This is a genomic window from Microbispora triticiradicis (assembly GCF_005864065.1).
Lineage (GTDB): Bacteria > Actinomycetota > Actinomycetes > Streptosporangiales > Streptosporangiaceae > Microbispora > Microbispora triticiradicis.
Genome location: NZ_VANP01000022.1, coordinates 1 through 14122, shown reverse-complemented (window position 1 = coordinate 14122; position 14122 = coordinate 1). Strand labels below are relative to the sequence as shown.

Annotated in this window: 11 protein-coding genes and 1 rRNA gene; 5 read left to right on the top strand and 7 right to left on the bottom strand. The window is 71.7% G+C overall.

Annotated features, from left to right (window positions below; genetic code table 11):
• Positions 1-18 precede the first annotated feature (18 nt).
• The 5 genes from FED44_RS33555 to FED44_RS33535 all read right to left on the bottom strand — a co-directional run bounded on the left by FED44_RS33555 (position 19) and on the right by FED44_RS33535 (position 8429).
• Positions 19-2196 (bottom strand): hypothetical protein, encoded by a 2178-nt coding sequence (locus FED44_RS33555; protein WP_138463187.1) that lies wholly within the window; start codon positions 2194-2196, stop codon positions 19-21.
• A 37-nt stretch (positions 2197-2233) separates the two neighbouring features.
• A complete protein-coding gene (locus FED44_RS33550) occupies positions 2234-4510 on the bottom strand; it encodes a hypothetical protein (protein WP_138463186.1) in 2277 nt (758 codons plus the stop codon).
• Positions 4507-6873: a hypothetical protein gene (locus FED44_RS33545; protein ID WP_138463185.1), complete on the bottom strand. Its 2367-nt coding sequence runs from the start codon at positions 6871-6873 to the stop codon at positions 4507-4509. The genes FED44_RS33550 and FED44_RS33545 overlap by 4 nt, the downstream gene beginning before the upstream one ends.
• Before the next feature lie 295 nt (positions 6874-7168).
• Entirely contained in the window at positions 7169-7981 is an 813-nt protein-coding gene (locus tag FED44_RS33540; RefSeq protein ID WP_138463184.1) for a fructosamine kinase family protein, read from the bottom strand.
• Complete coding sequence (locus FED44_RS33535; protein WP_117408837.1) at positions 7968-8429, bottom strand: low molecular weight protein-tyrosine-phosphatase; 462 nt, start codon at positions 8427-8429, stop codon at positions 7968-7970. The genes FED44_RS33540 and FED44_RS33535 overlap by 14 nt, the downstream gene beginning before the upstream one ends.
• A 163-nt stretch (positions 8430-8592) precedes the next feature.
• On the opposite strand from FED44_RS33535, the gene pstS reads away from it, so the two are divergent.
• The 5 genes from pstS to FED44_RS33510 are packed head-to-tail and all read left to right on the top strand — an operon-like array spanning position 8593 to position 13089.
• The gene (gene pstS, locus FED44_RS33530) at positions 8593-9702 is read left to right on the top strand and encodes a phosphate ABC transporter substrate-binding protein PstS (protein WP_117408838.1); all 1110 of its coding nucleotides are present in this window, start codon (positions 8593-8595) and stop codon (positions 9700-9702) included.
• Between the two features lie 4 nt (positions 9703-9706).
• Positions 9707-10687 (top strand): phosphate ABC transporter permease subunit PstC, encoded by a 981-nt coding sequence (gene pstC / locus FED44_RS33525; RefSeq protein ID WP_117408839.1) that lies wholly within the window; start codon positions 9707-9709, stop codon positions 10685-10687.
• Positions 10684-11568: a phosphate ABC transporter permease PstA gene (pstA, locus tag FED44_RS33520; protein WP_117408840.1), complete on the top strand. Its 885-nt coding sequence runs from the start codon at positions 10684-10686 to the stop codon at positions 11566-11568. The genes pstC and pstA overlap by 4 nt, the downstream gene beginning before the upstream one ends.
• 3 nt (positions 11569-11571) lie before the next feature.
• Complete coding sequence (gene pstB, locus FED44_RS33515) at positions 11572-12348, top strand: phosphate ABC transporter ATP-binding protein PstB (protein ID WP_117408841.1); 777 nt, start codon at positions 11572-11574, stop codon at positions 12346-12348.
• 36 nt (positions 12349-12384) lie between these two features.
• Complete coding sequence (locus FED44_RS33510) at positions 12385-13089, top strand: response regulator transcription factor (protein ID WP_244302486.1); 705 nt, start codon at positions 12385-12387, stop codon at positions 13087-13089.
• A 21-nt stretch (positions 13090-13110) separates the two neighbouring features.
• Here FED44_RS33510 and FED44_RS33505 read toward each other — a convergent pair whose 3' ends face one another.
• Together FED44_RS33505 and rrf are read right to left on the bottom strand one after the other, a co-directional pair.
• Positions 13111-13968 carry a phosphotransferase family protein gene (locus FED44_RS33505; protein ID WP_208759316.1) on the bottom strand — a complete coding sequence of 286 codons (858 nt, stop codon included), beginning with the start codon at positions 13966-13968 and terminating at the stop codon, positions 13111-13113.
• Between the two features lie 74 nt (positions 13969-14042).
• Positions 14043-14122 (bottom strand): 5S ribosomal RNA (gene rrf / locus FED44_RS33500); the annotation flags it as partial.

The window sequence follows — 14122 nt, the reverse complement described above, 5'->3', positions numbered from 1 at the left end:
TTCGCTCGCTCCGCTCGCTCATGCCGGCAGCTCGACGACGAGCGTCTCGTCGGTCACCGCTCCGGGCGACGCGACCTCTTTGCGGGTTCCGTCGGCCATGAAGAACCTGGCCTTCCACATGTAGCTCTTGTGCGTGCGGTCCTGGATCGCCAGCTCGAACTTCTGCTCCGCGCCCGGCTTGCGGAAGGTGAGGGTCTCACTCTCGTCGATGCCGTGGGCGGGGTCGGTGTAGTGGATCTCGACGGTGGCCAGCTTCACCAGGGTCCAGTCGATGAGGTCGGGCACCACCGTGACCGTCAGCGTGACGGACTCCTCTCCGAGCAGCAGGGTGCGCCCGGTGACGGCGAGCTCGCCGCTGTCGGTGGACGTGCCGTCGCGGTAGGTGGTGATGGCGCGGTAGGTGACCTCGCCCTGCCCCTCGTCGATCACCGGGAACGACCAGTCGCCGGACCGGTTGTCCTTGTCCAGGGCCATCGAGGAGGTCTGGCGGTAGTCGTTGCGTGCGTCGGCGTAGGTGAGGTCGACGAAGATGCTGTCGATCCGCCGCTCGAAGTCCCCCCGGGTGCGCAGCTGCACCGTCCGGGTCGCCGAGAACGGGTCGTCGACGTAGAACCGCCGGCCCTTGAGGCCGGTCAGCTCCTTGACGTACTCGCGCCCGTCCTTCATGAAGTACTTGATCGAGCCGCCGTACGGCTGGACCGGCTCCAGCAGCAGCTCCCGCACGGTGGCCTTCTTGGTGTTCTGGTCGATCTGGAAGCGCTGCACCGCCGGGACCCCGGGCGCGATCTCAGGGTGCTCCAGCGTGAGCACGGCCCTGCTCACCTGCTCGAAGTTCATGTCGCCGATCTCGACGTCGACCAGCCACAGGCCCAGCTCGTCCACGTTGATCTTCAGGTCGGTGGTGTCGTCCTCCTTCCACTGGGAGGTGAAGACCCGGCTCTCCCCCTTGTAGTTGACGACGTACTGGTACTTGAACTTGGTCGGCCCGCCCTCGGTGAAGGCGGTGAACTTCCCGATGTCGTCCGCCTTGCGGAAGCCGAAGGTCTGGACGCCGTGCGTCGCGGTGTGCGGCGGATAGTCGATCTTCACGTCGACGCTGAAGATGGGCAGGTCGGCGAAATCGGCGTTCACCTGGATGACCAGGTTGAGCTGCCGGAAGAACGGGTCGTCGAGGTCGACCTCCATGGCGAAGTCGTCCCAGGCGAAGCCCTGGCTGACCAGCGACGGCATGTTCGCCTGCGGATGGACCCCGACCGAGGCGACCTGGTTCTCCCTGAACTCGATGCGGACGTCCGACCGCTTGTCCACCATGACGCTGCGCCGGATGTTCTCGAAGTCGTCGTCACGGATCTTCGAGAAGTCCCGGTTCTCCGGCGGGACGGCCTCCAGCAGGTTCCGCTTGACGGCCTCGTCCAACTGCTGGGTGACCGCGCTGCGCATCGTGTCCAGCACCTTCGCGGTCGCGGGGTCGTCGCCGGGCAGCGCTCCGGAGTCGATCTCGATCGTCCGGGACTCCGAGTTGCGGAAGATCTCGCTGACCCGCTCGCTGAAGTCGTCCTCCGACCAGAAGTTCTCCTCGAAGTCGACCTCCTGGACGAAGCTGTAGAACTTGGTCGCCGTCCAGGTGCCGACGGCGCGCACCGGCGGCAGCCGGGCGGCGAACGTCAGGTCGTACACGACCCGGACGCCGCCTGCCCCCTTGCTGCTCATCACGGCCTCGAAGACGGGCGCGCCGAACTGGTTGAGCTCCGCGGAGACCGCGACGACGTTGTTCCCGTACATCGACGGGGTGCCCGCGTGGTTGACCTTCTGGACCAGGTTGCCGCTGTCGCCGAGCACGTCCACCGTGACGGCGGCGGTGAGGACCTGCGGCTTGACCAGGACGATCGTGGCCGGGTCGACCGGCTGGGCGCCGGGCCCCCGCCGGGCGGAGACCATCTGGGCCAGCCGGCCGCGCACCGACTGCTCCTGCTGCGCGTCGAGTCCGAGCTCGATGTCCATGAAGGCCAGCGCGGCCCCCACGTCTCCGTTCGGCAGCGGCTTGAGCGTCCGGTACTTGACGAACTTGAAGACCGGAAGGCCCCCGTCGCGCCGCAGCATGGGCACCTTGGGCAGAACGTGGAACCGCAGTTCGCTCTCGTCGTCGAGATAGGCGGTCGCCTCGGGCAGGTCGACGGCCCCGTAGAGCAGAAGCATGGAATCCCCTCCTGGGTTTCGCTGGCTGATGTTTCGATCACCGAGTGGGTTCGAGCAGGTCGGCGACGTCGCGGACGCGGATCTCCGGGCCGGCGGGGGCGTCCAGTTCCCCGACCAGGCGCAGGCGGCCCCTGGTCCCCGACAGGGCGGCCTTCACGGCGGCGGCCTGCCCGGGGTCGAGCGTCGCCGCCAGCGCCGTGGTCCACGGCGGAAGGCCCGAACTGGTCCCCTCGGCGACGGGCGCCCACGCGCCGTCCGGCGGCCTCGCCTCCAGTGCGACCCGCCGTACGGCGACGGGCGCGGGACGCACCCGCTCCGGCTCGCCGGACGCCCTGCGGCGCAACTCGCCCAGTAGGGCGGCCCGCGCCGCCTCGGGCAGGTCGAGCCGGGTGGTGACCTGCAGGAAGGCGGTCGCGCCCGCCTCGATGAGGCCGATCGCCGGACGGCCGTCCTGGCCGAGTTCGAGGAACGGCCCCGGCGGCAGGTAGGTCCACACGCCCGGCTCGGCGTCGTCCGGCCGCATCTCGACGCCGTTCACCACGATCGGCTTCGCCTCGTCCGCGACGATCACGAGCCGCTCCGCGGGAGCCACGGGTGCGGACCAGGGACCGGCCTGGTCGCCGTCGGCCACCCGCCACACCAGACCCGGCTGGAAGGGGGAGGTGGCGATCCATCGGATCTCGGCCGCCGGCCGGTCCCGGTCGAGCCGCACGGACCGGGGCGGGTCGTCCGCGCCCTCCGCCCGCCACTCGACCCGCACGGGGGGCTTGCGGCAGGCGATCGTGGCGCGCTGCGCGCCGTATCCGGGCAGGGTCACGAGATCGAGGTCGAGGCGGTCCCGGCCGCCGAGCGGGAGCTCGATCACCCGCCCGGGCCCGGTCGGCCGGATCACCACGCGGGCGGGCAGGTCCTCCGGCCGGAGCGGGACGGCGGTCATCGGGGTGGCGCCGTCCAGGCGGGCCGCCACCCGCCCGTCCGCCGTCACCACCTCCGCCGTGGCGAGGCGGGTCAGTTCGGCCGGGGCCCGCACGACCGTGAGCGGCAGCGGGAAATCCGCGGGCCCGAGCAGCACGTGCCGGTCCGAGGCGGGCCGCCACGGACCCGCGACCTCCGCCGGTCCGCCGGGCAGGTCGAGCAGCGCCCGCAGCCGCGCCTCCCCGCTCGGCTCCTCCCCGGCCGCGAGCACGACGCCCGCGGTCCCCGTACGGCCGGGCCCGTCGAGCGCGGCCCCGGCCGTGACGGGCTGCGGACGCAGCGGCGGGGCGGGCGGGATCCGCAGGTCGGCGAGGAGGGCGAGCAGCCCGGCCACCGGCTCGGGCAGGTTGGCGGCGAACTCGACGACGACGTGGCCCGCGGGCAGCGGCGGCGTCGTCACCCGGCGCACGTGCCGGTCCAGCGTGCCGCCGGACAGGGCCCGGGCCGCGGCGAACGGATCGAGGGTGACCACCCGGTCGACGAGCACGGCGGCGGGCACGGCCAGGTCCACCCGCTCCTGGCCCGGCAGCACCTCGTCGGGGTGGCGGAGCAGGTAGCGGCCCTGCGCTGAGACCTGTGCCGAGACCTCCGGGCGGGCCAGGATCTCCTTCAGGCGCAGCGCGAGCGCCCGCCCCCGGGCCTCGTCCGTCACCGGTCCGCCGGCCTCGTCCCCCGGGCCGGGGGCCGACGGCGTCAGCGAGCCCGCCAGCAGTTCGCCGAGGCCGCCCGCGAGATCCTCCACGGTCAGCGCGGCCTGCGCGCCGAAGCGCGCGGCCAGCCGTACCGCGATCTCGTGGGGGTCGACCGTGGTGGCCAGGGGCAGCCGCGGCGCCACCGCCCGCAGCGTGAGCCGGAGCGTCGCGGTCACCGGCAGCGTGGCGTCCTCGACCAGCCGGGCGGCGGCCACGGCGGCGCGCGGGGCGAGGGCCACGGAAACCCGGGCGCGCGTCAGCAGGTCGGGCGCGAGCTCCACCGGCGGCGTCAGCACCTCCTCCGCCACCGGCCCCAGACGGGCCGTGACCTCCAGCACGCCGCCCCGCAGGTCCGCGGCCGCCACCCGCAGAAGCTCCCCCTGCTTCTCGGCCTGGCGTGCCGCGGCCTCCCCGATCTCGCTCAGCGGTGAGCCGATCGCGAAGCCCGCCTCGATCCGGCCGTACGGCTCCTGCTCGCCTCTGACCAGGGTCACGAGCAGGACGGGCGTGCCGTCCGCCGCGCGTTCGAGGTCGAGCCGGTCCGGCAGGGCGATCGCCAGGCCGGAGTCCTCGTAGCCGCGGAAGACCGTGCCGGGCAGGGAAACCAGCGGCGCCCCGAGGTCGGGCAGCCCGCGCAGGATCGTCATCGCCCGCCACCTCCCTGTGGTGACGGGCTGGGAGCCGTGCGCACCGGCAGCAGGATCGTGGCCTCGGTCTCCCGCCAGTCGCTCACTCCGATCCCGCCGGACTGCCACCACGTCTCGGTGCGGTAGCGCAGCGGAGGCGGCGGGGCCCCGGTGAGCAGCGGCCCCACCGGAACGCGAACGGTCGTGACGCCGGTGAGCACGTCCTCGGTGAGACGCACGGTGCCGCCCCTCTCGACCGTCACGACGAACGCGGCGACACGGTCTCCCTGAGGGCCGGCTCCCTGAGGGCCGGCGAAGAGCGCGGGAACGGCCTCGACGGAGACCTCGCGGACGAGCTGCGGCTGGGCGGTGCGGTCGAACACCAGCGCCCAGATCGCGTCCCGGTCCGGATCGACGACGACCTCGCTCTGGTCGAGCACGACGCCCTGCGCGCCGGTCTCCGGCAGCGGGGTCCGCGGGACCAGCCGGACGTCCAGCCCTTCGCCCGGGGACAGGACGAGATCGTCCGCGAGCCCCTCGATCCGCAGCGGGATCTGACGGCCGGCGCAGACGGCCAGGGCGGCCGGGTTCCCCGGGCGGACGCGGCTCTCGATCGCGTTCGTCAGACGGGCCTCGATGTGGGCCGCCGACGCGGCCGTGACGGTCAGGGTGAGCACGTCGCCCGCCGTACGGTCGAAGCGCAGCTCCAGCGGCACGTCCTCGGGCGCGCCGCCGACGCCGACCCGCACCTCCCCTCGCAGCAGGCTCAGCGAGGCGCCGAAGAGCGCGTCGTACACCAGGCGGAAGTCCTCCAGCGCGAGGGTCTCCGCGTGGGTCACGCCCAGTTCGAGGTCGATCTCGGCCTCCGGCCGCTCGACGAGGCCGGTCGAGGGGGCGCCTCCCCGCGGCAGTGCCAGCCGGAGGGAGGGCTGCGGGTCCGGGAGCACCTCCAGGCGCACGGGCGCGTCGACCCCTCTCGCCTTGGCCTCCTCCTGCAGGACCGGGCGGGCCGCCTCAAGACGCTCCCGCACCAGGACCGGCTGGGCGTAGAACTCCAAGGTCACCCGGACGTCGTCCACCGAGGCGGCGCTCGTCGCCCGCGCTTTCAGAGCGGGCGGGCGTCCGGTGCCGGGCAGCCGCGCCAGCAGGAACCGGTCGGGCAGGAAGTAGAAGCGCTCCGGCCGCGCGGGATCCTGCCAGTAGGAGTGGCTGCGACCGTCGAAGGTGATCCGCGTGCGTCCCATCGGCTGGATCCCACCGGCCACCCCGCCGAGCCGGTTCCGGTGGGCCTCCGAGATCACCAGTGGGGCCGGTGGAGCGGTCCATTCCAGCAGCAGCCGCTCCTTGCGGTAGCCGGGACGGCCGTCCTCCATCGTCTCCCCCGTCGGGACGCCCACCGTAACCGCGCGGCCGACGACGAGCGAGACGCCCGCCTCCAGCGAGGAGAGGGCCGCGAGCAACTGCTGCCGCAGCCCCGGAGTGGTCAGCGGCATCTCGGCGACGACGGTGGTCCCGTCGATCCGCACGCTGGGGAACGGCAGGTCGAGCACCACCGTCCCGCCGGTGATGACCGGCACGCGGTACTTCAGCGACACGGTCACGAGGTGGGGCAGCTTCGCGACGCCCGGTGCCGCCGCCGGGGAGGGCGTCTCGGCGAACGCCATGACGAGGATCGCCGTTCCGTCCCGCTCGACGATCGAGATGCGGGGATCACCGGTCGTCTCGAAGGCCAGGGAGTATCGCGGCAGCGCGTAGCGGGTGTCTCCGTCGGGGCTCTCGAACAGGTCGCCGTCCGTGGGCGACGCGCTCGGCGCGACGGGTACGTCCAGGTCACCCCTCTGCACGGAGTTCCGCGGCGGCGTGGGCACCCACGTCCAGGGGTCGGGCGAGTCCTCGCCCAGCAGGGACCGGTCGATGATGATCGGATCCCGCCAGACGAACGGCAGCCGGCGATTCGGGTCCACGAAGATGGGCGGGTCGGTGGCGAGGCCCGGCTTGTCGGGCGGCTCCCGCCCGTCGACGCCGGGGTGAAGGCCCAGCTCGTCAATGTCCGGCTCGTCGGTGCCCAGCTCGTCGATGCCCGGCTCGTCGATGCCCGGCTCGTCGGTGCCCACGCCGAGGCGGCCCAGGCCCAGGCGGCCCAGGTCCTGGTGGCCCAGGTCCTGGTGGCCGAGGTCCGTGCCGACCTGGTCGAGCTCACCGAGGGAGACGCCGACGCCCAGCCGGTCGGCACCGGCGAGCCTGTCCGGAGCCTGGAAGAGGTCCCCGATCCGCGCGCCGCGGATCCGGTCGAGCCCGGGCAGCTCGGGCAACATTCCGGCCAGGTCGAGATCACCGTCGCCGGCGTTGAACGCGAAGGACACCCCTCCGATGTCGGTCGTCACAGCAAGGCTCCCGCCGTTCGTCAACGTTCGTCCGCAGACGAGCGTGCGCGCGGGGAGCCGGGCGCCGCATGAGTAGGGCCGTACTCAAATCACCGTGCTCAACCGGCCGTAACCGGCCGTGCTCAACCGGCCGTGCTCAACCGGCCGTGCTCAACCGGCCGTGCTCAACCGGCCGGGCGCAACCGGCCGTGCTCAACCGGCCGGGCGCAACCGGCCATGCTCACCTCGCCGGGCTCACCTCGCCGGGCTCACAGCACTGTGCTCCGGCGACTGTGCTCCCCGTCACTGTGCTCCGTCACAGGGCGAGCACGTCGCCGGCGGCGGTGAGCAGGCTGCCGCGGTACGCCTCGCCGAACAGGCAGACGTGCACGGCCAGCGGGTGAAGCTGGTGCAGCGGCACCCGCTCGCGCCACCCGGCGGCGAGCGGCGCCGCCTCACGGTAGGCGCCGAGGATCGTGTCGAGGCGCGGCGCGCCGAACAACGCGAGCATCGCCAGGTCCGTCTCGCGGTGGCCGCCGTGCGCGGCCGGGTCCACCAGCACGGCTCCGCCGCCGTGGGACCACAGCAGGTTCCCGCTCCACAGGTCGCCGTGGATCCGGCTGGGCGGCTCGGGCGGCCCGGCCACCTCCGCCACCCGGTCGCACGCCTCCTCCACCAGGGCCACGTCGGCCGCCGACAGGGCCCCCCGGTCGCGCGCCAGCCGTACGAACGGGAGCACCCGGCGGGACACGTAGAACGACGGCCAGTCCGGCGCGGGGTCGTTGTCCATCGGCAACTCGGCGATGTGACCGGGCCAGGGCGCGCCGAAGGCGTCGGCCCCGGCCGCGTGCAGGGCGGCGAGGTCCCGCCCGAACCGCTCGGCCGCCGCCGCGGTCGCCGGCCCGGTGTCGATCCACTCCAGCACCAGCGTCCCCCCGCCGACGGCGATCACCTCGGGCACGGCCACGGCCCGCGGCTCGGCGAGCCACCGCAGGCCCGCCGCCTCGCTGTCCAGCACCGCGGCCACGTCACCGGCGCCCTGCTTGACGAACACGCGGCGGCCGTCGTCGAGAAGGCCCTCGTGCAGAGTCCACGCGTGGCCGTCGCCCAGATCCCTAGTGATCCTCAAGGTGCTTCGCCACCCCCTCGCAGGCGGCCTCGACCATGCGCAGCACGTCGGTGAACCCCTGCCGTCCCCCGTAGTACGGGTCGGGCACCTCGGCGCCCTCGGGGGCCGCCGGGTCGAACGAGCGCAGCAGCCGCACGTCGGCTCCCGGCGGCGCGAGCCGCCGTACGGCACGGAGGTTGTCGCGGTCCATCACGAGGATCAGGTCGCGCTCGGCGAACCACGCGGGGTCGAACTGACGGGCCCGGTGTGCCGAGCCGTCGTACCCGTGGTCGGCCAGCGTGGCCAGCGCCCGCTCGTCCATCGGCTCCCCGGCGTGCCAGCCGCCGGTGCCGGCGCTGTCCACCTCGACGTCGCCGAGCCCGCGTTCGGCGAGCGTACGGCGCAGCACCACCTCGGCCATCGGGGAGCGGCAGATGTTGCCCATGCAGACCAGACATACACGCTTCATGAACTCAAGTCTCTCCCATAACGCCCGTGACCTGCCCGTTATCTCCTGGAAGCCGCACAAGAGCGACCAGGGGCGTTCACTACGCGTTCACCTTTACCAAGGTTTTAGGTCACCTCGGCTCCCTACCGTCCCTGGTGTTGAGAAGACAAGGGGAGGAACAACCGTGAAGTATGCAGGCCGGCTCGCAGCCGCCACCCTCGCCGGCGTGCTCTCGCTCGCCGCATGCGGGACCGATGACAACTCCGGCGGCGCGGGGGCGACCGCCGGCGCCGCCGCTCCCGCTCAGGGCGACGACAGCCTGAAGGGCACCATCAACGCCGCCGGTTCCTCGGCCCAGGCGAACGCCATCGCGGAGTGGAAGAAGAACTTCCAGTCGTCGAACCCCGGCGTCAGCGTCAACTACAACCCGAGCGGCTCCGGCGCCGGTGTCCAGGCGTTCATCCAGGGGACGGTGGCCTTCGCCGGCTCCGACTCCGCGCTGAAGGAGGACAAGGGCGAGCCCGCCCAGGCCGACGCCCGCTGCAAGACCGGCAAGGCGATCAACCTGCCGATGGTGACCGGCCCGGTGGCCGTCGTCTACAACCTGCCGGGCGTGGACGGCCTGCAGCTCTCGCCGAAGACCATCGGCGGCATCTTCAACAGCAAGATCACCAAGTGGGACGACCCGGCCATCAAGGCCGACAACCCCGACGCGAAGCTGCCCTCGACCGCCATCCAGGCGTTCCACCGCTCGGACGAGTCCGGCACCAGCGACAACTTCACGAAGTTCCTCAAGGCCACCGCCGAGTGGCCGTACGAGCCGGCGAAGGCGTGGCCGGCCGAGGCGCAGGGCCAGGGCGCGAAGGGCTCCGACGGCATCGCCTCCAGCATCAAGAGCACCGAAGGCGCGATCAGCTACGTCGAGCTGTCCTTCGCGGAGAACTCGCAGCTGCAGAAGGCCAAGGTGGCCAACGGCTCGGGCGAGTTCGTCGAGCTCACCCCGGAGAACGCGGCCAAGACCGTCGAGGCCGCCCAGGTCGAGGGCACCGGCAACGACCTCAAGCTGAAGATCGACTACGCCACCAAGGCCGCGGGCGCCTACCCGATCGTCCTGGTGACGTACGAGATCACCTGCGAGAAGGGCCTGTCGGCCGACGACGCGAAGCTGGTCAAGTCGTTCCTGGGCTACACCTCCAGCGACGAGGGCCAGCAGGCGCTGACCAGCCTCGGCTACGCGCCGCTGCCGTCGAGCCTGCTGACCAAGGTCCGCACCGCCGTCGAGGCCATCTCCTAACCACATGGCCACACCAACCAGAACCACGGAGAGCGGACCGGCCGTGCGCCGGTCCGCCTTCCGGCGCAGCCGCGGCGACGGCCCGTTCCGCTTCGCCTCGACCGGCGCCGGGGTCGTCCTGCTGGCGATCATGGCCGCGATCGGGTTGTTCCTGGTCGTCAAGGCCCTTCCCGCCCTCCAGGCGAACACCTCCCACTTCCTGACCGAGCTGACCTGGCAGCCGAACGCGACCAAGCCGATCTTCGGCATCGGCGCGCTGGCGTTCGGCACCGTGCTGAGCTCGCTGCTGGCGCTGCTGATCGCCACTCCGGTGGCCGTGGGCGTCGCGCTGTTCATCTCCCACTACGCGCCCCGGCGGCTCGCCTCGGCGCTGGGCTACGTCGTGGACCTCCTCGCCGCGGTGCCTAGCGTGGTGTACGGGCTGTGGGGCGTCGCCTTCCTCGTCCCGTTCATGCTCGGGCCGTCGAAGTTCCTGAACGACTACTTCGGCTGGATCCCGCTGTTCAGCGGAGAGTCGATCGTGGGCAAGAGCATGCTCACCGCCTCTCTCGTGCTCGCCATCATGATCCTGCCGATCATCGCCGCGATCTCCCGCGAGGTCTTCCTGCAGGCCCCCAAGATGCAGGAGGAGGCGGCGCTGGCGCTCGGCGCGACGCGCTGGGAGATGATCCGGACGGCGGTGCTGCCGTTCGGCCGGCCCGGCGTGATCAGCGCCGCGATGCTCGGCCTCGGCCGGGCCATGGGCGAGACCATCGCCGTCGCGCTCATCTTCCCGGCGACGTTCAAGATCTCGTTCCAGATCCTCGGCCCGTACGGCAACAGCATCGCCGCCAACATCGCCAACGGCTTCGGCGAGGCGACCGAGGTTGGCCGCGGCGCGCTGATCGCCTCGGGTCTCGTCCTGTTCCTCATCACCCTGCTGGTGAACATGGCCGCCCGCTTCATCATCGCCCGCCGCAAGGAGTACGCGAGGGCCGCAGCGTGACCGTACAGACCGGAATCCAGCCCATCTCCGCGACGCGGCGAGCGAAGGACCGCCTGGTCCAGGTGCTCGTCTATCTGGCGTTCGCGCTCGCGGTCATCCCGCTCGTGTCGGTGCTGTGGCTCGTCGTCAAGAACGGCATCGGCCGGTTCGACATGGAGTTCTTCACCCACTCGATGCGCAACATCGGGGCGAGGGACGCCGGCGGCGGGGCCTACCACGCGATCATCGGCACGCTCGAACAGGTGCTGCTCGCCTCGCTCATCGCGGTCCCGATCGGCCTGCTCACCGCGGTCTACCTGGTCGAGTACGGCGAGGGCGGCCGGCTGTCGAGAACCATCAGCTTCTTCGTGGACGTCATGACCGGCGTCCCTTCCGTGGTTTCCGGCCTGTTCGTCCTGGCCTTCTGGATCCTGGTGCTCGGCATGCCGTTCTCGGGCTTCGCCGGCGCGCTCGCGCTGTCGATCCTGATGATGCCGGTGGTGGTCCGGGCCACCGAGGAGATGCTCCGCCTCGTCCCGCGCGAACTGCGCGAGGCGTCGTACGCGCTGGGCGTGCCCAAGTGGCGCACGATCGTCAAGGTGGTGCTGCCCACGGCGCTCCCCGGCATCGTGACCGGCGTCATGCTGGCCGTCGCCCGGGTCGCCGGTGAGACGGCCCCGCTGCTCCTCACCGTCTTCGTCACCGACTCCATCAACAACGACCCGTTCAACGGCCCCCAGATGGGTCTGCCGTTGTACGTCTTCAACCAGACGATCCTGCCGACCGACGTGGCCGTCGCCCGCGCCTGGACCGGGGCGCTGACCCTGATCCTGATCGTCATGCTGCTCAACCTGGTCGCGCGCCTCATCACCTGGTGGCGTTCGCCCGCGAGGAGGAGGTAAGGAATGGCCAAGCAGATCGAAGTCGCCGGCCTCGACGCCTACTACGGCTCGCACAAGGCCATCGAGGGCATCTCGATGACCATCGAGCCGCGTTCGGTGACCGCGTTCATCGGCCCTTCCGGCTGCGGCAAGTCGACCTTCCTGCGCACGCTCAACCGCATGCACGAGGTCATCCCCGGAGCCCGGGTCGAGGGCAAGGTCCGCCTGGAGGACCAGGACCTGTACGGCCCGGAGATCGACCCGGTGTCGGTCCGCCGGACCATCGGCATGGTGTTCCAGCGGCCGAACCCCTTCCCCACGATGTCGATCTACGACAACGTGGCGGCGGGGCTGCGGCTGAACGGCCGGGTGTCCCGCTCCCAGCTGGACGGGATCGTCGAGGAGTCCCTCAAGGGCGCCAACCTGTGGAACGAGGTCAAGGACCGGCTCGCCCGGCCCGGCGCCGGCCTGTCCGGCGGCCAGCAGCAGCGCCTGTGCATCGCCCGCGCGATCGCCGTACGGCCGCAGGTGCTGCTCATGGACGAGCCGTGCTCGGCCCTCGACCCCATCTCGACGCTCGCGATCGAGGACCTGATCTCCAAGCTCAAGCAGGACTACACGATCGTGATCGTGACCCACAACATGCAGCAGGCGGCCCGGGTCAGCGACAGGACGGCGTTCTTCAACCTCGCCGCCCAGGGACAGCCCGGCAAGCTCGTCGAGATGGACGAGACCTCGAAGATCTTCACCAACCCGGCCGAGAAGGCGACCGAGGACTACATCACCGGCCGCTTCGGCTGACGCGCACTTCCTGCCGACGAGCTTTGGAGGGACCGGGTGACGGCACCCGCAGTGGAGGGGGACACTCGGACGGCGCCCATGCTCCTGGTGGCCGATCCGGACGCGGGACTGGTGCGGCAGCTCTCGGCCGCCATGCAGGCCGAGGGCGTCGACGTCACCGGCGTGCCGGACGGCGCCCAGGCACTGCTGCAGGCCGGGGCGCTCCGGCCGGACGCCGTGCTGATCTGCGCCTCCCTCCCCATCGTCGGGCCCGTGGACTTCGTCCGGGCCGTACGGCTCGCGCGAACCATGCCCGTCCTGCTCGGCATCGACCTAGGCAGCGATGCCGGGCAGGCGTTGCGGGCCCTGGAGGCCGGGGCGACGGCCTGCGTGGCCCGGCCGTACCGGGTGCCAGAACTGCTCCCCCTCGTCCAGGCCGCCTTCCGGCGCCAGGACAACCACCGGACCGTGCTGACGATCGGCGAGGTCGAGCTCGACGTCACGGCGTACCAGGTGAAGGTGGCCGGGAGCATCGTCCACCTGCCGCTGCGGGAGTTCGAGTTGCTGCACTACCTGATGCGGAACGCGGACAGGACCGTCACCCGCGAACAGATCATGCGCAACGTCTGGCACTCGACCGACGGCATGTCGACGAACACGATCGCCGTACACGTGAAGCGCCTGCGCGCCCGGCTCGGCGACGTCGAGGACACAATGATCCAGACGGTGCGCGGAGTCGGCTACCGGCTCGTCAGCGGCTGAGAGCCCGCCGGTTCCACCCGCTCAGGAGAAGGTGCGGCCGAGGTTCGCGAGGCCGGCCTCCGCGTACGGCCTGATGCCCGTGCGCAGGCCGTACGCGACGTCCTCCAGCAGCGCGCACCGGGCGTAGAAGAGCATCCGTTCACGGCCCGCGTCGTCCAGCCCGCCCCGGTAGTGCTCCAGCGTCCGGGCGAGGACGGCGGGGCCGAGATCCCGGTAGACGAGCGCGAGGTCGTACGCGGGGTCGGCGACGGCGGCGTCCGTCCAGTCGATGACCCCCGTCACCGCGCTCGTCGCGACGTCCACCAGCATATGCTCGCTGCCCAGGTCGTTGTGGCAGAACGTCAGCGTCTCGGGGTCCGCGGGCGCCTCGGCGGCGAGGAACTCCTCGACCAGCCGGCGCTCCTCCGCGGGGAGACGGCCGGCGATCTCCTCGTAGTCTCCCTCGGCCTCCTCCCTGAGGTCGCGCAGTGGGTAGGCGTCGCGCGGCACCAGGTCCTCCACGCGCGGGACGGGCAGCAGGTGCAGTGCGCTGAGGAAGGCGCCCAGGGGTGCCGCCAGGCGGGCCGGCTCGGGTACCGGATGCCGGTTCAGCGGCAGGCCCGGCAGCTTGGGATACGCCAGCATCCCCGCCTCGGGGACGACGAGAACCGGCCGCGGAACCGGAATAGTCGACACCTCACCGACGACGGCGAGCAGCGCCGCCTCACGCTCGACCGTCCCGCCGCGTTCATCGGGGTCGCCGGCCTTGCTCTGCCGCACGACCAGCTCGCCGTTGACCTCGTACGCGGCGTTGTCCTGTCCCTCGCCCAGCCGGTCGATCACCCGGACCTCGTACCCGGGCAGATGGCGGGCCAGCAACCGGCGGATCTCCTCGGTCATCGCGGCATTCCAATCCCCGGGTGACACAAAAAAAGGGGGGTCATCCCATACGGGATGACCCCCCTCAAAAAATTGTCCGGCGGCGTCCTACTCTCCCACACCGTCCCCGGTGCAGTACCATCGGCGCTGGTAGGCTTAACTTCCGGGTTCGGAA

Excerpts from the sequence above, each read along its gene's own strand:
- FED44_RS33550 (WP_138463186.1), bottom strand. The coding sequence starts at position 4,510 with ATGACGATCCTGCGCGGGCTGCCCGACCTCGGGGCGCCGCTGGTTTCC.
- FED44_RS33505 (WP_208759316.1), bottom strand. The coding sequence starts at position 13,968 with ATGACCGAGGAGATCCGCCGGTTGCTGGCCCGCCATCTGCCCGGGTAC.
- pstB (WP_117408841.1), top strand. The coding sequence starts at position 11,572 with ATGGCCAAGCAGATCGAAGTCGCCGGCCTCGACGCCTACTACGGCTCG.
- FED44_RS33535 (WP_117408837.1), bottom strand. The coding sequence starts at position 8,429 with ATGAAGCGTGTATGTCTGGTCTGCATGGGCAACATCTGCCGCTCCCCG.
- FED44_RS33555 (WP_138463187.1), bottom strand. The coding sequence starts at position 2,196 with ATGCTTCTGCTCTACGGGGCCGTCGACCTGCCCGAGGCGACCGCCTAT.
- pstC (WP_117408839.1), top strand. The coding sequence starts at position 9,707 with ATGGCCACACCAACCAGAACCACGGAGAGCGGACCGGCCGTGCGCCGG.